Annotated in this window: 18 protein-coding genes; 6 read left to right on the top strand and 12 right to left on the bottom strand. The window is 57.8% G+C overall.

Annotation, left to right across the window (positions count from 1 at the left end):
- Window positions 1–8: 8 nt before the first annotated feature.
- Window positions 9–437: a helix-turn-helix domain-containing protein gene (locus AAC620_RS00800; protein ID WP_317655141.1), complete on the bottom strand. Its 429-nt coding sequence runs from the start codon at window positions 435–437 to the stop codon at window positions 9–11.
- A 236-nt stretch (window positions 438–673) separates the two neighbouring features.
- Here AAC620_RS00800 and AAC620_RS00795 point away from each other — a divergent pair, with 236 nt between their 5' ends.
- Together AAC620_RS00795 and AAC620_RS00790 are read left to right on the top strand one after the other, a co-directional pair.
- Entirely contained in the window at window positions 674–1,876 is a 1,203-nt protein-coding gene (locus AAC620_RS00795; protein ID WP_340242317.1) for a pyridoxal phosphate-dependent aminotransferase, read from the top strand.
- Window positions 1,877–2,049: 173 nt separating this feature from the next.
- On the top strand, window positions 2,050–2,457 hold the full coding sequence (locus AAC620_RS00790) for a hypothetical protein (protein ID WP_340242315.1): 408 nt from the start codon (window positions 2,050–2,052) through the stop codon (window positions 2,455–2,457).
- Here the strand turns inward: AAC620_RS00790 and AAC620_RS00785 are convergent.
- Window positions 2,445–2,876, bottom strand: a complete 432-nt coding sequence (locus AAC620_RS00785; RefSeq protein ID WP_340242313.1) for a DUF6314 family protein — start codon at window positions 2,874–2,876, stop codon at window positions 2,445–2,447. The genes AAC620_RS00790 and AAC620_RS00785 overlap by 13 nt on opposite strands.
- Before the next feature lie 109 nt (window positions 2,877–2,985).
- Here AAC620_RS00785 and purB point away from each other — a divergent pair, with 109 nt between their 5' ends.
- Both purB and AAC620_RS00775 read left to right on the top strand, forming a co-directional pair.
- Entirely contained in the window at window positions 2,986–4,287 is a 1,302-nt protein-coding gene (purB, locus tag AAC620_RS00780; protein ID WP_340242311.1) for an adenylosuccinate lyase, read from the top strand.
- A gap of 174 nt (window positions 4,288–4,461) precedes the next feature.
- Window positions 4,462–5,610: a FliG C-terminal domain-containing protein gene (locus AAC620_RS00775; protein ID WP_340242309.1), complete on the top strand. Its 1,149-nt coding sequence runs from the start codon at window positions 4,462–4,464 to the stop codon at window positions 5,608–5,610.
- A gap of 6 nt (window positions 5,611–5,616) precedes the next feature.
- Here AAC620_RS00775 and AAC620_RS00770 read toward each other — a convergent pair whose 3' ends face one another.
- From AAC620_RS00770 to coxB, 10 genes are all read right to left on the bottom strand, one after another.
- The gene (locus AAC620_RS00770) at window positions 5,617–7,029 is read right to left on the bottom strand and encodes an FAD-binding oxidoreductase (protein ID WP_340242307.1); all 1,413 of its coding nucleotides are present in this window, start codon (window positions 7,027–7,029) and stop codon (window positions 5,617–5,619) included.
- A 27-nt stretch (window positions 7,030–7,056) separates the two neighbouring features.
- The gene (locus AAC620_RS00765) at window positions 7,057–7,641 is read right to left on the bottom strand and encodes a GNAT family N-acetyltransferase (RefSeq protein ID WP_340242305.1); all 585 of its coding nucleotides are present in this window, start codon (window positions 7,639–7,641) and stop codon (window positions 7,057–7,059) included.
- Window positions 7,641–8,903, bottom strand: a complete 1,263-nt coding sequence (locus AAC620_RS00760) for a M16 family metallopeptidase (RefSeq protein WP_340242303.1) — start codon at window positions 8,901–8,903, stop codon at window positions 7,641–7,643. The genes AAC620_RS00765 and AAC620_RS00760 overlap by 1 nt, the downstream gene beginning before the upstream one ends.
- Window positions 8,900–10,288, bottom strand: coding sequence for a threonine synthase (thrC, locus tag AAC620_RS00755; protein ID WP_340242301.1), 1,389 nt, complete (start codon window positions 10,286–10,288; stop codon window positions 8,900–8,902). The genes AAC620_RS00760 and thrC overlap by 4 nt, the downstream gene beginning before the upstream one ends.
- A 13-nt stretch (window positions 10,289–10,301) precedes the next feature.
- Window positions 10,302–11,000 (bottom strand): SURF1 family protein, encoded by a 699-nt coding sequence (locus AAC620_RS00750; protein WP_340242299.1) that lies wholly within the window; start codon window positions 10,998–11,000, stop codon window positions 10,302–10,304.
- 91 nt (window positions 11,001–11,091) lie between these two features.
- Complete coding sequence (locus AAC620_RS00745; protein WP_340242297.1) at window positions 11,092–11,901, bottom strand: cytochrome c oxidase subunit 3; 810 nt, start codon at window positions 11,899–11,901, stop codon at window positions 11,092–11,094.
- Between the two features lie 23 nt (window positions 11,902–11,924).
- On the bottom strand, window positions 11,925–12,482 hold the full coding sequence (locus tag AAC620_RS00740) for a cytochrome c oxidase assembly protein (protein WP_317655153.1): 558 nt from the start codon (window positions 12,480–12,482) through the stop codon (window positions 11,925–11,927).
- A complete protein-coding gene (locus AAC620_RS00735; RefSeq protein ID WP_317655154.1) occupies window positions 12,479–12,688 on the bottom strand; it encodes a hypothetical protein in 210 nt (69 codons plus the stop codon). The genes AAC620_RS00740 and AAC620_RS00735 overlap by 4 nt, the downstream gene beginning before the upstream one ends.
- Before the next feature lie 3 nt (window positions 12,689–12,691).
- On the bottom strand, window positions 12,692–13,660 hold the full coding sequence (cyoE, locus tag AAC620_RS00730; RefSeq protein WP_340242293.1) for a heme o synthase: 969 nt from the start codon (window positions 13,658–13,660) through the stop codon (window positions 12,692–12,694).
- A gap of 85 nt (window positions 13,661–13,745) precedes the next feature.
- Window positions 13,746–14,630 carry a cytochrome c oxidase subunit II gene (gene coxB, locus AAC620_RS00725; protein WP_340242292.1) on the bottom strand — a complete coding sequence of 295 codons (885 nt, stop codon included), beginning with the start codon at window positions 14,628–14,630 and terminating at the stop codon, window positions 13,746–13,748.
- 227 nt (window positions 14,631–14,857) lie between these two features.
- Here coxB and tldD point away from each other — a divergent pair, with 227 nt between their 5' ends.
- Both tldD and dprA read left to right on the top strand, forming a co-directional pair.
- Window positions 14,858–16,282, top strand: coding sequence for a metalloprotease TldD (gene tldD / locus AAC620_RS00720; protein ID WP_340242291.1), 1,425 nt, complete (start codon window positions 14,858–14,860; stop codon window positions 16,280–16,282).
- 46 nt (window positions 16,283–16,328) lie between these two features.
- On the top strand, window positions 16,329–17,504 hold the full coding sequence (gene dprA / locus AAC620_RS00715) for a DNA-processing protein DprA (RefSeq protein ID WP_340242290.1): 1,176 nt from the start codon (window positions 16,329–16,331) through the stop codon (window positions 17,502–17,504).
- Window positions 17,505–17,564: the final 60 nt, after the last annotated feature.

Genomic DNA, 17,564 nt, shown 5'->3' with positions numbered 1-17,564 from the left:
GCCCCTGTCTACTGCCCACCTGCCTCTTGCACCAGAGTTTGACGCAATCTTTTTTCCAACCGACCCAAGGCTTCGGAGAGTTGGGCTTGCTCAGCACGAATGCGGCGCAGGTCTTTTAGGATCGCACTGGTGTCTTCGCTCAGGGCAGATGCCTCAAACGGGCCATCAATCCCATCGCCGCGCCCTGTCAACAGCCACATAATCGACACGCCCAAAACCCCTGCCAACATCTGCAACTTATTGGCGCGGGGTTCGGCTTGGTCATTTTCCCATGCACGGATCGTCTTGGCTTTGACCCCCATGCGCCGCGCCAGTTCTGCTTGACCCATATTTGCCGCTTCGCGCGCCCCTGCCATACGATCCCCAAATGTGGCTGTATCTTCGTCATACCAGCTTGCATCTGTCTGGGGCTCATGGGTGATCACATCATCGCTCATTGCGGAGGCTCCTTTTCAAATCGGCCAACTTATTTTCACGCTGCACAGCGCGGGCGCGCGCAGCTCTCACTGTTCAACCTAAAAGGGATAAAGGCGCAGGAAATGCATATATGCGGCACTTCGCCCAACAATTCCGCGCTTGAACAGCCTTGCGCCAAACCCTAAAGCTGTGCCGCAGTGAAGTAAACCGCAGGCCCTCGCCTTTGATGCGTGCGCCGCAGAACTGGAGAAATCCAATGGCCTTTTTGTCCGACACGCTTTCGCGGGTCAAACCCTCCCCCACCATCGCCGTCTCCAACCTCGCCGCAGAGCTGAAGGCGCAAGGCAAAGATGTGATTGGGCTTGGCGCGGGTGAGCCTGATTTTGACACCCCCCAAAACATCAAAGACGCGGCCAAAGCCGCGATTGATGCGGGTCGGACCAAATATACTGCGGTGGATGGTATTGCCGAACTCAAGCAGGCGATCTGCAAGAAATTCGAGCGGGAAAATGGCCTAAGCTATAAACCCTCGCAAGTGTCGGTGGGCACGGGCGGCAAGCAAATTCTTTACAATGCGCTGATGGCCACCTTGAACCCCGGCGATGAGGTGATCATCCCTGCCCCCTATTGGGTGAGCTACCCCGATATGGTTCTGCTTGCAGGCGGCACCCCTGTGATCGCAACGGCCACGATTGAAACGAATTTCAAACTGACACCCGAGGCGCTTGAGGCGGCCATCACCCCTAAGACCAAATGGTTCATTTTCAACAGCCCCTCGAACCCCACAGGTGCGGGATATACCCGCGCTGAGTTGAAGGCGCTGACCGATGTGTTGCTGCGCCATCCTCATGTCTGGATCATGTCGGATGATATGTATGAGCATCTGGTCTTTGACGGCTTTGAATTCTGCACCCCCGCCGAAGTGGAGCCCGCCCTTTACGAGCGCACCTTGACCTGTAACGGCGTCTCCAAGGCCTATGCGATGACTGGGTGGCGGATCGGCTATGCGGCAGGCCCCGAGAACATGATTGGCGCGATGCGCAAAATCCAAAGTCAGTCCACCTCGAACCCCTCATCGGTCAGCCAATGGGCCGCTGTTGAGGCGCTCAATGGCCCGCAGGATTTCTTGGCGGATAACGTTGCGCTGTTCTTGCGCCGCCGCAATCTGGTGGTTGAGATGCTGAACGCGGCAGAGGGCATCACCTGCCCAACACCAGACGGGGCATTTTATGTCTATCCGTCCATTGCAGGCTGCATCGGCAAGACCAGCCCCGCTGGCAAAAAGATCGAAACGGATGAAGATTTCGCAACAGCCCTTCTCGAGGAAGAAGGCGTGGCTGTGGTCTTTGGGGGGGCCTTTGGCCTATCGCCCAATTTCCGCGTGTCCTATGCGACATCGGATGACAATCTACGCGAGGCGTGCAGCCGCATCCAACGCTTCTGCGCAGGCCTGAAATAATCTTTGTTCTGTGAACAACTCCCCACCCGCAGCAGCGCCGCAAGCGCCTGCTGCGGGTGGCACACAAATCCCCCATAAATCAACGCCACAGCGCAAGGTCACTTGACCTTTTGACCAAAGCCGCGCAGGGTCATACGGCTGTATAACTGGGGTATCTGTGTCGTTGGGGGGCCATGGCCGAGCTGCCTGAATTTTATTTCCGTGTGCGTGAAAACGGGGCATCGGTGTTTCGGGTCGATACCGAAAACCGCCACCGCCGTATTGAAATGCACGAGATTGCCATGGTGAATATCCGCAATGGCAATATCAAAGCGCATGGCGCGCATGAGTTAACCGCAGACGAGACCACCGCCATAACCCAATGGATGGAGGCGCGCCGCGCCCTGCTCAAGCGCCGTGACCTCGATGACATTCACCGCACCATCGACCATCTCAACGAAACGGCACATTGGGCGCAATCCCGCGCCGATGATGAGGATCTCGAGGATTTCACCGATCGCTTGCTTTTGGCGATGCATGATCTGCGCAGCGTTTTGGTGCGCAAGAAGGCCGAACGGGTCAATCGCGCTCAGTCGCGATAATAATTCGTCACCAAATCCAAATCTTTGCGCGGCCCCGTAATACGACATTGGCACTGCCACTGCCGCGGCAGTGCCTCAAACTGATAGCGTAAGATGTAGAGATCAGGGGCACAGTCATGGCGCGCAGGGTGATCCGCGGCGCGAATGAGGTGAAAGGGGCGGGTATCGTCAAAATCCACTTGCCAACCCTCTGGGACGCGCCGCCAAATATAGCGCCGCTCCGCCTCAAAGATTTGACCCGCGCCATAGTTCAAACGCCCTGCCTCGTGATAGTGCAGGACACCATCCTCAGCGGGGGTGAACCGCGCATGCCCTTCGAAATGACCTTGCATTTCTGCGCGGTGGTCGTGGATCTCGCGCGCGACCCGCCACGCTCCTGCCAGCGCGTCACTTTCTGGTATCAAGGCGCAATGATCCAATTTGGCCTCCCTCATGGTCGCAGGCGGTCGAAAAGCGGTTTCCCCTTCTGTGACATTTAGATTAGAAGGCGCGCAACCCCTTTGAAACTGCATTACAGAAGGTTCGCCCATGATCCCCCGCTATGCCCGCCCTGAAATGGTTGCCATTTGGTCGCCCGAAACCAAATTCCGCATCTGGTATGAGATCGAAGCCCATGCCTGCGATGCGCAGGCCGAGCTTGGCGTGATCCCCCGCGAAAACGCCGCCGCCGTTTGGAAGGCCAAGGATGTAGAATTCGATGTGGCCCGCATTGACGAGATTGAAGCTGTCACCAAGCATGATGTGATCGCCTTTCTTACCCATTTGGCCGAGCATATCGGGTCTGAGGATGCGCGGTTCGTGCATCAGGGCATGACCTCATCAGACGTTCTGGACACCACGCTGAACGTGCAGCTTGTGCGCGCGGCGGATATTTTGCTGGCGGATCTGGATAAGGTCTTAGCCGCGCTCAAAACCCGCGCGATGGAGCATAAAGACACCGTTCGGATTGGCCGCAGCCACGGCATTCACGCAGAACCCACCACAATGGGCCTGACCTTTGCCCGCTTCTATGCAGAAATGGATCGCAACAAGGCCCGCCTGCAAGCCGCGCGTGCCGAGATCGCAACGGGTGCGATTTCAGGCGCAGTTGGCACATTCGCCAATATCGACCCCGCCGTTGAAGAGCATGTCTGCAAAATGATGGGCCTTTCGCCTGAGCCGATTTCAACCCAAGTGATCCCGCGCGATCGTCACGCGATGTTCTTTGCCACGCTTGGCGTCCTTGCAAGCAGCATTGAGAATATCGCAATCGAAATCCGTCATATGCAACGCACCGAAGTGCTTGAGGCAGAAGAATTCTTCTCTGCGGGGCAAAAGGGCTCCTCTGCAATGCCGCATAAGCGCAACCCTGTCTTGACCGAAAACCTGACAGGCCTTGCGCGGCTTGTGCGAATGGCGGTGATCCCCGCAATGGAAAATGTCGCGCTTTGGCACGAGCGGGATATCTCGCACAGTTCAGTAGAGCGCGGGATTGCCCCTGATGCCACCATCACCTTGGATTTCGCATTAAACCGCTTGGCGGGCGTTGTCGAAAAACTGGTGATCTATCCCGAAACCATGCTTGCCAATATGAACAAGTTTAAGGGTTTGGTGATGTCGCAGCGCGTGCTTTTGGCGTTGACCCAAGCGGGCGTCAGCCGCGAAGACGCCTATCGCCTTGTCCAACGCAACGCGATGAAAGTCTGGGAGCAAGGGGCTGATTTCAAAACCGAACTTCTCGCAGATGCCGAAGTGACCGCCGCATTGAGCGCCGCAGAAATCGAAGAGAAATTCGACCTCGGCTATCACACCAAACACGTAGACACGATTTTCAAGCGCGTTTTTGGCTAAGGGCCAAAGACGGCAGCACCAGTGACAAACCCCGCCCCTCAAAGGCGGGGTTTTCATTTTAAATCGTGTAAAATCCTGCACATAACATCACGTTTTGACCTCTGCATGCTAGGCAATGATTAAGGATTTGCCGCCACATTCGCCCATGGGTGAAGCGAGATCTGGGTGATGCGCATGGATATGCTGTCGGATGATACAGAGAATATGGCCGTTGCAGGGCGGGTCAAAGACCCCTTGAGCGGTGCAAGTTTTTCAGAAACGCAGGAGGAAGAAATCCTTGGGCCTGCCGCGATGGCAATCCAAGGCCTGCCTTCGCGCGCCGCGCGGGTGCGGCCGCTGAAACCCTCGCAAAAGGCGGCAGTGATTGTGCGTCTGCTTCTGTCGCAGGGACTTACCCCCTCGATTGACCGCCTGCCCCCAGAACACCAAGAAACCCTTGCATTGACCATGTCGCGTTTGGGGCCGATCAACCGCGACACGCTTTATGCCGTGATCCGCGAATTTGCCGAAGCCTTGGATGATCTGGCACTGACCTTTCCCAGTGCCCTGCCCGATGCCGTGCAACTGTTGGAACAGCACCTCTCCCCCAATGCCGCAGAGAACCTGAAATCCAAAGCTGCCGCAGGGGATGGGTCAGACCCGTGGCCCATTTTGGCCGCCATGCCCGCCGAACGGCTTGCCCCGCTTTTGGTGCATGAAAGCGCCGAGGTTTGCGCCATTTTGCTTTCAAAAATTGGCGTGGCTAAGGCCGCCGAAATTCTGGAAGGCCTGCCCGAGGATCGCGCGCCACAAGTGGCCCATGCAATCTCCCTCACATCGACTGTGACCCCAACGATGGTTGAGAAAATCGGCAAGGCCCTATTAAAACAAATGCAATCTCAGCCACGTTCAGTGTTCAAGGCATCCGCAGTCGAACGTGTTGGGGCCATGCTCAACGCTGCGCGCGGCACAGCGCGCGAGGCGATCCTCAAAGGGTTGATGGAACGCGATGCCGCCTTCGGCGAGGATGTGAAGCGTGCCATCTTTACCTTCGAGCATATTCCACGCCGTTTGGATGCCAAAGATGTGGCCAAGGTTATGCGTAAAGTGGATGGTGAAACCATGCTGACCGCCTTGGCCGCTGGTTTGAAATCCTGCCCCGCGGTGGTGGAGTTCTTGCTTGGCAATATGTCCAAACGCTTGGCCGAACAAATCCGCGAAGATGCCAATTCCCGCGAAACCCCGCGCCTTGAGGAAGGGGAGGCCGCAATGAACAGCGTCATTGCCGCGATCCGTGACTTGGAGGAGGCAGGCGAATTGCGCCTAATCCCGCCCGAGGAATAAACGCCCTTAGCCCGCGTTACTGCGCAGCACGGCACCAGGGTTCATGATGCCTTGCGGGTCAAGCGCGGCCTTGATCGCGCGCATGGCGGCCAATTTGGCAGGGTCGCCATAGCGCTCAAGGTCATCGACCTTCAGCCGCCCGATCCCATGTTCGGCAGATACGGATCCGCCCATCTCATGCACCAGATCATGCATGGCGCGCTTGATCACATCGCGCTCGGCCAGATGATCGGAACGCGTTTTGCCTGGCATGGGGAAGATGTTGTAATGTAAATTCCCATCCCCCATATGGCCAAAGCAATTATGGCGGAAATCCCCGATCTCGGCGATGCGCGCAGGAATGTCAGCAATGAATTGCGGCACCAGCCCCACGGGTAAGGAAATGTCATGGGAACTGACCGCGCCGATGCGCCGATTGGCCTCGGGGATATTTTCACGCAAGGCCCAGAAATCATCCCGCTGCGCCATGGATTGGGCAATCACCCCATCACTGACCAAATCCGCCTCAAAAGCACGGGCAAATAGCCCCTCCAACAGCGCGGCGGGATCTTGCCCCGCGCCAAGGCCCAAATCGATCAAGACGCACCATTCGGGGATGTCATCAAAAGGTTGACGCAAATCTGGCCCGACCTCGGCCAAGAAATCAAACCCTTGGCGGTGCATCAATTCAAAGGCCGAAAGCCCCTCGCCCACCATATCCTGCGCCATTCGCAACAAAGACAGGGCCGCTCGTGGATCAGGCACCGCCATCAGCGCCGCGCCTTGTGCCGCAGGCTCAGGGAAAAGCCGCAAACTGGCCGCTGTAATGATGCCCAATGTGCCCTCAGAGCCAATCAACAAATGGCGCAGATCATAGCCCGTGTTATTTTTACGCAGAGGCGACAGCCCGTGAAAAATGCTTCCATCGGGCATCACCGCCTCAATGCCCAAAACCAAATCCCGTGCATTGCCATAACGCAGAACATTCACCCCGCCCGCATTGGTCGCCAAAAGGCCGCCTATGCGCGCCGATCCTTGGCTTGCAAGGCTTAAGGGGAAAAGCAGCCCCGCCTTTTGCGCGGTCGCGTGAATATCAGCCAAGATAACACCCGCCTCAACGGTTAGGCTGCGCCCATCTTCGTCCATGGCGCGGATCGCGCGCATCCGCTCGAGTGATAAAATCACGCCATGATCAAAATTTTCAGACAGCTGCCCACCGACCAAGCCCGTGCCGCCACCATAGGGGATCACCGCCACCCCATATGCCGCACAGGCGCGCAGGGCCAAAGCAACCTCCTCGGTAGAGCGCGGTGCCAAAACAGCCGCAGCTTGGCCCTGCCACCGCCCACGCGGTTCCTCAAGATAGTTCGGGGTCGCCTCGCGCCAGATATCTGCGGGCAAATCGCCCTTCACCGCGTCAAGTTTTGATGAAGCTGTCACGCCTGTCCCCCTTACACCCACAAAGCCTTAGCCCACTTCGGTGCGGCCACGGCGGTCACTGCGCAAATTGGCGTAAAGCACATGATTGCGCCAGCGCCCATTGATCTGCAAATAGCTTTGCGCGACCCCCTCATATTTATAGCCGCATTTCTCCAAAAGACCACGGGAAGGGGTGTTTTCAGGCAAACAGGCGCTTTCGATACGGGAGAGATCAAGACGGGTAAAAGCATAGTGGATCAAGGCCACCACCGCCTCGCGCATATATCCGTTGCGCGCATATGGCTGCCCAATCCAATAGCCAATCGTTCCCGCCTGCGCGGGGCCACGGCGAATATTGTCCAATGTGACCGCGCCAAGCAGGCGTTGGTCTTCGCGGCGGATCAAAAACAGCGGCAGCGCGCTTTCTTCCGATGAGGCACGCTGTGCCCAATAGACCCGCGCAGAAAAGCTTTTTCGGGTCAGATGATCCGATGACCAAGCAGGCTCCCATGGCTGCAGAAAGGATGCTGATGCCTCGCGCAATCCCGCCCAGTGGCGATAATCCTCATGCAGAGGCAGGCGCAGGGTCATGCGCTCGGTTTCAATGGCAAGTTTCGGCCGCCGCCTCAGCATCAAGCCGCCAAACGCTGCGTCAATTGCGCGTAATCAGGCGCTTTGCTGACGGGCCCATAAAGCGCCAAGGCAAGCGCACCGCTTTCGGCAATCCCTGCGCCAAAGTCACGAATATGCGCAAGGCTGACCGCATCAATCCGCGCCACAGTTTCCTCTAGGGGCGGCACGCGATCCCAGATGGCCAAAACCCGTGCCAGACGTTCAGCGCGGGAAGATGGGCTTTCAAGCCCCATCAAAAGCCCCGCTTTCATCTGCGCGCGCGCGCGATCAAGCTCGGCTTGGTTCAAATCACTCGCGGCGCGCTTGATCTCATCCATGCTCAAAAGCGCCAAATCCCCCACATCCTTGCCGCCCGTGCCTGCGTAAATGGTGAGAAGGCCCGTTTCATCAAAGGCCCCTACTTGGGCAAAAATCGAATAGCACAGACCACGCTTTTCGCGCAGCTCTTGGAAAAGGCGCGAGGACATGCCCCCGCCAAGCGCGCTTGCGTAAATCTGCGCGGTATAGATGTCGTCAGACCGATATCCTGGTGTTTCAAAGGCCATCGCAATATGGGCCTGTTCCAGTTTCTTGACCTTGCGGAATTCTCCGCCTGCAAATTGCGCCAAAGGTGCTGGGGCCGCGCGGCGTGAGGGCAAATGGCCAAAATTCTCTTCGGCCAGTCGCACGATCTGCGCGTGATCCACCGCCCCTGCGGCCGATAGGATCATCTGATCGGGGCCATAATGTTCGGTCACGAATTGGCTGAAATCCTCGCGACCAAAGCCGCGCACCCGCTCACTGGGGCCAAGAATGGTGCGCCCAAGCGGTTGGTTGGGATAGGCCGTTTCCTGAAGCCAGTCGAAAATCACATCATCAGGCGTGTCATTCGCCTGACCGATTTCTTGCAGGATGACGCCCCGCTCAACCTCGATCTCGCGCGGATCAAACACAGGGTTCAGCACGATATCGGCAATCATATCAAGGGCAAGGGCCACATCTTGTTCCAGAACGCGCGCGTAATAGGCGGTGACTTCGCGCGAGGTATAGGCGTTGATATAGCCGCCTACATCTTCGATCTCCTCGGCGATTTGCAGCGCGCTGCGCCGTTTCGTGCCCTTAAACGCCATATGTTCAAGGAAATGCGCGATGCCGTTTTGCTCGACCCGCTCATGGCGCCCGCCTGCGGACACCCAAACCCCGATTGCCGCGGATTGAAGCCCCTCCATCCGTTCGGTGATCACCCGCAACCCGTTGGAGAGTTGGTGCATCTCAACACTCATGCGGCCACCTTTTCGCGGATCAACGCCTCTAGGGCGGCAAGGTCATTTGGCACGCGCTGCACCCGTTCGGAACGCTCGAACAAATCTGCCATATGGGGCGGCAATGCGGGGCGGATGCCCGTTGCCGCCTCGACCGCATCGGGGAATTTCGCAGGATGCGCTGTGGCCAATGTAACCATCGGGGTCGTCCCAAGGTGCTCTTGGGCCACATGAACCCCGACTGCGGAATGGGGGCAAAGCAGCTCACCCGATGTTGACAGGCAAGATGTGATCATCGCGGATGTCTCATCCTCGCTTGCACGACCCGAGGCAAAGATGTCCCGCAAAGCCTCAAGCGCGCCTTGGCTGATGTCAAACCCGCCTTCAGATTTCAACGCAGCCATGGACTGCACAACCGCGCCTGCGTCACGACCATATGCATCAAACAATGCCCGCTCAAAGTTGGATGACACTTCGATATCCATCGAAGGGCTGATTGTGGCCTGCACACCGCCCATATGATAGCCGCCCGTGCGCAAGGCGCGATCCAAAATGTCATTGCTATTGGTCGCCACCACAAGACGATCAATCGGCAGACCCATTTGGCGCGCGATATAGCCCGCAAAAATATCGCCGAAATTGCCAGTCGGCACGGTAAAGCTGACGGCACGATGTGGGGCGCCAAGGCTGACTGCGGCGGTGAAATAATAAACAACCTGCGCCATGACACGCGCCCAGTTGATCGAGTTCACCCCTGCCAAGCGCACCTCATCGCGAAAGGTGAGATCATTGAACATATCTTTGAGCCGCGCCTGCGCATCGTCAAATGTGCCGTCAATGGCCAACGCATGGGCATTGGCCTCGGTGACAGTGGTCATTTGGCGGCGCTGCACCTCGGACACACGGCCATGGGGGAACAGGATGAACACCGACACCGCATCAAGCCCACGAAATGCCTCCATCGCGGCAGAGCCTGTATCGCCGGACGTTGCCCCCACAATGGTCACATGCTGCCCGCGTTTGGTCAGGCTATGCTCAAACATTTGCCCAATCAGCTGCATCGCAAAATCTTTGAACGCCAAGGTGGGGCCGTGGAACAATTCCATCAGGAAATGATTGGGTGCCAATTCCTTGAGCGGGGCGCGGCTTGCGTGGCGAAAGCCCTGATAGGCGCGGGTGATGATATCGCCAAATTCACTCTCGCTGAATGTATCTCCCACAAAGGGGCGCATCACGCGAAAGGCGACCTCCTCATAAGGCAGACCCGCCATTGCGGCGATCTCCGCATGGCTCAACTGTGGGACGCTTGCGGGCACATACAGCCCCCCATCACGGGCAAGCCCCGTCAACATGGCGTCCTCAAATGTCAGTTCAGGCGCTGTGCCGCGTGTCGAGATGTAGCGCATGGTTATTGTCCCTTCAAAGCGTTCTGTGCCTGATACGCCACAGAAGATAGGCTGTCATCCCCAACCATACCGCTGCAAGCGAAAACCATGTCACCGCATATTGCAAATGGTCATTGGGGATGGCGGATGTGTCCACGGGCATCGGTGTCAGGTCTGCCTCTGGCGGGGTGCCGTCACGCAGCACCACAAGATAGGGGTCTGTGCCAAGCACCGCGGCCATATCCGCCACATCGCGCGCGAACCAGATATTTGCGGCGCGGTCATTATCGGGGGTCGAGCTGTTGCGGTCATCTGGCCAATGCAGGTTACCCGTGAGGGCAAAGCGGCCTTCTTGCGCAGAACGCATCTCATCGGCTACGGGCAAAAACCCACGATCCACCAGGATACGGCGCCCCGTCAGATCATCCTCAAACCCTGAGATCAGGCGATAGCCCGCCCCCACGCCCTTGCGGCTGACCAAGACGCGCAGCGTGTCCTCTGCCCCGCGGATAAACTGCCCCTCAAGCATCACAGGCAAATACCGATCACGGATCGCATCGGGCGCTTCGGGCAAGGTCACTGCTTCGGCAACAATCCGCGCCTCGATATCGGCCAACACGCCCTGCTTCCAAGACAAACGTTGGCTCTGCCACACGCCAAGCGCAATCAGGATAGCGGCCCCCGCAACCCCGAATGACAGAACCGAGAAAATCGCAACGCGCGAATGTGTCATAGCACCTCTCATAGATGGCGGGTCGAACGAGAAACGGCCCGCCTTTGTGATGGCGGGCCGTTCCAAAATTAGGTGATCACGCGGGATCAGCTCAGCCGCCAATGCCCCAAATATAGACTGCGGCAAACAAGAACAACCAGACCACATCAACAAAGTGCCAATACCATGCAGCCGCTTCGAAGCCGATATGTTTCTCTGCGGTGAAATGGCCGCTGCGCACGCGCAGATAGCAGATGAACAGGAAGATTGTGCCGATGATCACGTGCATCCCGTGGAAACCCGTTGCAAGGAAGAAGGTCGAGAAGAACTTATCCCCGCCGAATGTCCAGTCTTTGTGAACCAGCAATTCCCAGTATTCATAGGCCTGAAGCGCCGTAAAGAACAGGCCCAGCACAACACCGATCAAAAGGCCCCATTCGACATCCTTGCGGCTTTCATTGTGCACCAACGCGTGGTGCGCCCAAGTCACCGCCGCGCCCGACAGAAGCAACACCAGCGTGTTGATCAAAGGCAAGTGCCAGACATCCATCTGATAGAAACTTGGCTGCACATATTGCGACCCGACATATTCATTCATCGGGTAAATCGCGTGTTTAAAGAACGCCCAGAACCATGCGACAAAGAACATGGCTTCGGACATGATGAACATGATAAAGCCATAGCGCAGGCCAATCCGCACAACGGGGGTGTGATCGCCTTGGTTGCTTTCCGCGACCACATCCGACCACCAGCCGAACATCACGTAAAGGACGGCCACAAGGCCCATCAGGAACATCCACGGGCCAGAACCGTGCATCCACAGCACGCCGCCCGTAAGCATTACAAAAGCCCCAACGGCAGCAATCAGCGGCCAGAGCGAGGGCGAAATGATATGATAATCATGGTTCTTTGCATGGGCCATCTGTTTTGGTCCTTCGCTTTCGGTCATTCAGTTGTGCCGCTCAGGGCGGCAAGGTCTTCGGTTATATCCATAACATGAAATGTATAGGACAGGGTAATTTCTTGTGTGTCATAGGCCTCGTCATCCTCAAGGATTTCGGGGTCTACGAAAAAGGTCACAGGCATTTCGACCCGCTCACCTGGTTGTAGCACCTGCTCGGTGAAACAGAAGCAGGCGATTTTCGCAAAATAAGCGCCCGCCGTATAGGGCAGCACGTTATAGCTCGCAGTGCCTGCCACCACTTCATCGGTCGGGTTATAGGCCTCGTAAAACACCAAGGCTGTTTCGCCTAAGCGGACATCAATTTCGCGCTGCATGGGGCGGAATTCCCACGGCATGTCGCGCGCGGTGCTTGCATCAAAGCGCACAGTGACGATGCGATCAGACACCACCGCGCTTTCAGTATCCGCAACTTGCGTGGTGCCGCCATAGCCCGTGACACGGCAAAAGAGATCGTAAAGCGGCACAGCCGCCCATGCCATCGCCCCCATAAAGACGATGACACCCAGCAGGCTGTAAACAGTTTTACGGTTTTGTGTCATTGCTGCGTGCCTCCTGATTGCCCCTCTTGCGCAGGGGTCATCGACACGCGCGGTTGATGATCAAAGGCCTCCATCTTGGAGCCTTCACGGATTTTTGCCACCGTCATCCCAAAAACGATCACGCAAAAGGCAACAAGGCTCAGCCCCACGCCGATATTACGGCTCAGGCGGCGCTTGTGCATATCGCTTTGCTCACGGATCGCCATAGCTTACCACCCCCCCAATGACAGACCTGCGGCGCGCAGGGCAATATCGCCCAAGATCGCGCAGAAATGCAGGAAAAGGTAATAGAGGGAAAAGCGGAAGAATTTCTTTTCAGTCGCATAGCCATCGGCCTCTGCCGCATCTTCGCTGCGGGCACGGATATCCCATGCGCCCTTCAAGAAGATCAGGTTCAGAACCACCGCTGCCGCCATGTAGAGCGGGCCGCCAATTTGCGTCACACCAATGCCAAGCGCCACAGGCGCCAAAAGCACAGTGTAAATCCAGATATGGCGGCGGGTCGCCGCGCGCCCATGGGTCACCGTCAGCATCGGCACATCGGCCTTGTGGTAATCCGACTTCATAAACAAGGCCAAGGCCCAGAAATGCGGCGGCGTCCACATGAAGATCAAGCCGAACATCAGCATAGAGGCCAGCGAAACATCACCCGTTACAGCCGCCCATCCCACCATAGGGGGAAAGGCCCCTGCCGCACCACCAATGACGATGTTTTGCGGGGTCGCGCGTTTCAGCCACATCGTGTAAATCACAACGTAGAAAAAGATGGTAAAGGCCAAGAGCCCCGCCGCAACCCAATTGGTCGCAAGGCCAAGGAACACGACCGACATGACCGAGAGCGCAAGACCGATCTGAAACGCCTCTTGCGCGGTGACACGCCCAGACGGCACAGGGCGCGAGGCGGTGCGCTTCATAACGCGGTCAATATCGGCATCATACCACATATTCAGCGCGCCAGACGCCCCCGCACCAATGGCGATGAACAAAATGGCACAGAAAGAGATGAACAAAGACTGCGCCTCGGGCGCCGCGACAATGCCAACAAAAGCGGTGAACACCACCAAAGACATCACGCGTGGCTTAAGCAGCAGCACATAATCCCCAAAGCTTGCTTCTTTGGGTTCCAGTTCAGCGGGTTTCGCCGATTTGGTGGTGATATCAATGGATGCATCGCTCATCTGCGGGCGCGTCCTTTGGGGGGTTATTTGCGAAATCGCCAAGCCACCTGATTGCGCGGGTGGCTTGGCAGAAGCTTTGCTGCGCTTATTGCGCCGCGGCCAGTTCCACAACCTGTGGCGCACGCGCATCTACGGAGGCGAAATCGCTGATCTCGCCGCGTGTCCATGCGTCATATTCCTCAGGGGTCACTGCGAAGACGGTGATGGGCATGTAGGCGTGGTTCACGCCGCATAGCTCCGAACACTGCCCGAAATAGATGCCTTCACGGCCAGGCTCAACATTGAACCACAGCTGCGCAAGGCGGCCCGGGATTCCGTCCTGCTTCACACCGAAGGCGGGAATTGTCCAAGAATGGATCACATCTGCGCCCGTGACCTGAACCACAACATCGCGGCCTGTTGGCACAACCATCGCTGTGTTGGTGGCCAGCAGATATTCATCGCTTGTGTAACCATAATCGGCCAATTCATCTTCGGCCAACATGAAGCTGTCAAAAACAATGTCATGCTGCGGGTATTCGTAGCCCCAATACCACTGGTAGCCTGTTGCCTTGATCACCACTTCGCCATCAGGAATGGTCTGCTGCTTGAACAACACAGGCAGTGAGAAGCCGCCGATCACAAACAAGATGATCATTGGCACGACTGTCCAGATGATCTCGATCTTGCGGTTGTGGGTGAAAGTTGCAGGTTTTGGGTTCGCACGGCGATTGTGGCGCAGGATGGAATAGACCATCAATGCGGTCACGAAGATAACAATCGCGGTGATAATCACCAAAAGCAGAGTATCTAACATGCGAACGTCATGCGCCAATTCGGTCACGCCTGTTTGCATATTCACACCACCTAGATGGGGTGCGCCGATAATCTCCAAACCATCGCGCAACGCCTGCGCAGATGCACCACCCGTCAGGGCAAATGTTGCCGCTGCTGCGGCCCAAAAGCTTGAGAGCTTGGTACGAAGTGCCATTGTCATGTCGTCCTGTTTTTTCGTGATGCCCGTTTAAGGTCTGTGACATCCCGTTGCGTTCAAAGCTGCAAGAACCATATAGAGGGTTACATTACAAGACATTGGATAAAAATGTCTCACCCTTGGGAAAGTTGATTTGGATCATTTTCACGGCTCACATGGGGTGATTATGCTGCCGTCGCGGCGGCGGAACGCGGGCCAAGTGCCCAATTTTGAAAGGAATTTGCGTGTCTGATCGTGCCAGTAGCTTCCGTCCCTTCGAGACATCCCTCGACCAAGAGGCCGCCCTGCGACTGTTGCGCGCAACCCTGACAGGGGCAGAAGACGGAGAGTTATTTCTCGAAAGAAAACGATCTGAGGCCTTGGTTTTCGATGATGGGCGGATCAAGACCGCCTCTTATGACGCAAGCGAGGGATTCGGGCTGCGCGCGGTCTTGGGGGAGGTTTCGGCCTATGCCCATGCGACCGAGTTAAGCGAAGCGGCCCTGTCCCGCGCCAGTGACACTGCCCGCATGGCCATTCGCCAAAGCGGCGGGATCATGGCCGCCCCCCCACAAGGCACCAACCGCCACCTCTACATGCCCAATGACCCAATGGATGGCAGCAGCTTTGAGGCCCGCATTGATCTATTGAGCGAGATTGACGCCTATACCCGCGCCCTTGATCCGCGCGTTGTGCAAGTGTCTGTATCGCTTGCCGCCTCGCATCAAGAGGTCGAAATCCTGCGCCCTGAGGGACAAGTGTTGCGCGATGCACGGCCTTTGGTGCGCCTGAATATCTCGGTTATTGTCGAGGCAAAGGGCCGCCGTGAAAGTGGCTCGGCAGGCGGTGGGGGGCGGTTTGCGATTGACCGCGTCATGGCCCCTGCGCATTGGCAATCGGTTGCACGTGAGGCCCTGCGCGTGGCCTGCGTGAACCTCGACAGCGTCCCTGCCCCTGCGGGCGTGATTGATGTGGTGCTGGGGCCAGGCTGGCCGGGTATCCTACTGCACGAGGCTGTGGGGCATGGGCTAGAGGGGGATTTCAACCGCAAAGGCCAATCCGCCTTCGCAGGTCTGATGGGGCAGCAAGTGGCGGCCAAAGGCGTGACTGTTTTGGACGATGGCACGCTGCCTGATCGGCGTGGATCCATTTCGATTGATGATGAGGGCACGCAAAGCCAAGCCACCCCGCTCATTGAGGACGGAATTTTGGTTGGCTACATGCAAGACCGCCAATCTGCCCGCCTGATGGGTGTGGCTGCGACAGGGAATGGGCGGCGCGAATCTTATGCCCACCCCCCGATGACGCGGATGACCAACACCTATATGCTTGGCGGCGACAGCGCGTCTGCCGATATTTTGGCGGATTTGAAAGACGGGATTTATGCGGTTGGCTTTGGCGGCGGGCAGGTTGACATCACCAATGGCAAATTCGTTTTTTCCTGCACCGAGGCCTATCGCGTGCAAAACGGCCAGATCGGGGCGCCTGTCAAAGGGGCCACGCTCATCGGGGATGGGGCCACTGCGCTGAAGCAAATCCGCGCGATTGGCAATGATATGGCCCTAGATCCGGGCATGGGGAATTGCGGCAAAGCGGGGCAATGGGTGCCTGTGGGGGTCGGTCAACCCACATTGATGATTGGCGGTCTGACAGTCGGCGGTTCGGCCTGATCCTGCATTAACGCCTTCTCAACCAAGCTGCGTGTAGGGCTGCGGCATGACAGATCATGCCGCCCCTTCTGCTGCTCTCCCTCCCCCGTCCGATGACACGGCCGAACGCTTGGCGCGGCTGCGGTTGATCCGCTCGCCAAAAGTTGGGCCTGTGACCTATCGGCGATTGATTGCCGAATATGGATCGGGGGCCGATGCCTTGGCGGCCCTGCCACAGATTGCGGCCAAGGCGGGTGTGTCAGGCTATGCGGTCTATTCCAAATCTGCGGCACAGGTCGAAATTCGCGCGGCGCAAAGCTGTGCGGCCCGCGCCCTGTTTTTGGGTGAGGCGGCCTATCCTGCAACCCTTGCCGCACTGTCCGATGCCCCGCCTTTTCTGTGGGCCATTGGCGATCTTGATCTGCTCACCCGCCCAATGGTCGGCATGGTGGGCACGCGCAATGCGTCAGCGCTTGGGTTGCGGATGGCGCGCGCGGTGGCACGCGACTTGGGCCAAGCGGGGATTGTGACCGCCTCAGGCCTTGCCCGCGGCATTGATACAGCTGTGCATCAAGCAAGCCTCGGCACAGGCACGGTCGCGGTCATGGCAGGCGGGGTGGATGTGATCTATCCGCCCGAAAACGCCGAACTTGCGGCGCAAATCGGTTTGCGCCTGTCTGAGATGCCGATGGGCCGCGCGCCCCAAGCGCGCCATTTCCCAAGGCGCAATCGCATCATTTCAGGGCTATCGCGGGGCATTGTGGTGATTGAGGCCGCATTAAGATCAGGGTCGATGATCACCGCGCGCATCGCCGCTGAACAGGGGCGCGAGGTGATGGCCGTGCCGGGGCATCCGCTCGACACCCGCGCATCGGGGTGTAATCTTTTGCTGCGCGAAGGGGCGCATCTCATCCGCGAGGCGCGCGATGTCCTCGTGGCGCTTGATCTGGAGGGGGCTTTTACCCGCGCCCCTGCCAGCGCAGAGCCGCCCGACCCTGCAGCAGCGCGCGACATCACCCATCACGACAGCCCCCACGCAATGATCCTGTCGTTCATCGGCGCAGGCGCGGTCAGCGAGGATCATCTGGCCCGTGTGAGCGCCCTGTCCAGCGCCGATCTCGCCCGCCATTTGACCGAGTTGGAGCTTGCAGGTGAGATCACCCGCAGCGCAGGCGGCATGGTGGCGCGCAGTGATCATAGCGCCGCAGAACCTGCCGCACAGAGACACCAAACCGCAGCCTAGATGCCACAAAAATAGGGTGATCGTGACAGGGGTGCATTGACAAACCCTGCACAAGACCAA

The organism is Roseobacter sp. HKCCA2468, from assembly GCF_037805105.1.
Lineage (GTDB): Bacteria > Pseudomonadota > Alphaproteobacteria > Rhodobacterales > Rhodobacteraceae > M30B80.
The sequence above is the reverse complement of the archived record's forward strand: the minus strand, read 5'-3'. Positions and strand labels throughout refer to the sequence as shown.

Coding starts and splice junctions, on each gene's coding strand:
- AAC620_RS00740 (WP_317655153.1), bottom strand. CDS start 12,482: ATGACACAAAACCGTAAAACTGTTTACAGCCTGCTGGGTGTCATCGTC.
- purB (WP_340242311.1), top strand. CDS start 2,986: ATGATCCCCCGCTATGCCCGCCCTGAAATGGTTGCCATTTGGTCGCCC.
- AAC620_RS00775 (WP_340242309.1), top strand. CDS start 4,462: ATGGATATGCTGTCGGATGATACAGAGAATATGGCCGTTGCAGGGCGG.
- thrC (WP_340242301.1), bottom strand. CDS start 10,288: ATGCGCTACATCTCGACACGCGGCACAGCGCCTGAACTGACATTTGAG.
- AAC620_RS00790 (WP_340242315.1), top strand. CDS start 2,050: ATGGCCGAGCTGCCTGAATTTTATTTCCGTGTGCGTGAAAACGGGGCA.
- AAC620_RS00760 (WP_340242303.1), bottom strand. CDS start 8,903: ATGAGTGTTGAGATGCACCAACTCTCCAACGGGTTGCGGGTGATCACC.
- AAC620_RS00795 (WP_340242317.1), top strand. CDS start 674: ATGGCCTTTTTGTCCGACACGCTTTCGCGGGTCAAACCCTCCCCCACC.
- AAC620_RS00745 (WP_340242297.1), bottom strand. CDS start 11,901: ATGGCCCATGCAAAGAACCATGATTATCATATCATTTCGCCCTCGCTC.
- AAC620_RS00735 (WP_317655154.1), bottom strand. CDS start 12,688: ATGGCGATCCGTGAGCAAAGCGATATGCACAAGCGCCGCCTGAGCCGT.
- AAC620_RS00750 (WP_340242299.1), bottom strand. CDS start 11,000: ATGACACATTCGCGCGTTGCGATTTTCTCGGTTCTGTCATTCGGGGTT.
- cyoE (WP_340242293.1), bottom strand. CDS start 13,660: ATGAGCGATGCATCCATTGATATCACCACCAAATCGGCGAAACCCGCT.
- AAC620_RS00800 (WP_317655141.1), bottom strand. CDS start 437: ATGAGCGATGATGTGATCACCCATGAGCCCCAGACAGATGCAAGCTGG.
- dprA (WP_340242290.1), top strand. CDS start 16,329: ATGACAGATCATGCCGCCCCTTCTGCTGCTCTCCCTCCCCCGTCCGAT.
- AAC620_RS00765 (WP_340242305.1), bottom strand. CDS start 7,641: ATGCTGAGGCGGCGGCCGAAACTTGCCATTGAAACCGAGCGCATGACC.
- coxB (WP_340242292.1), bottom strand. CDS start 14,630: ATGGCACTTCGTACCAAGCTCTCAAGCTTTTGGGCCGCAGCAGCGGCA.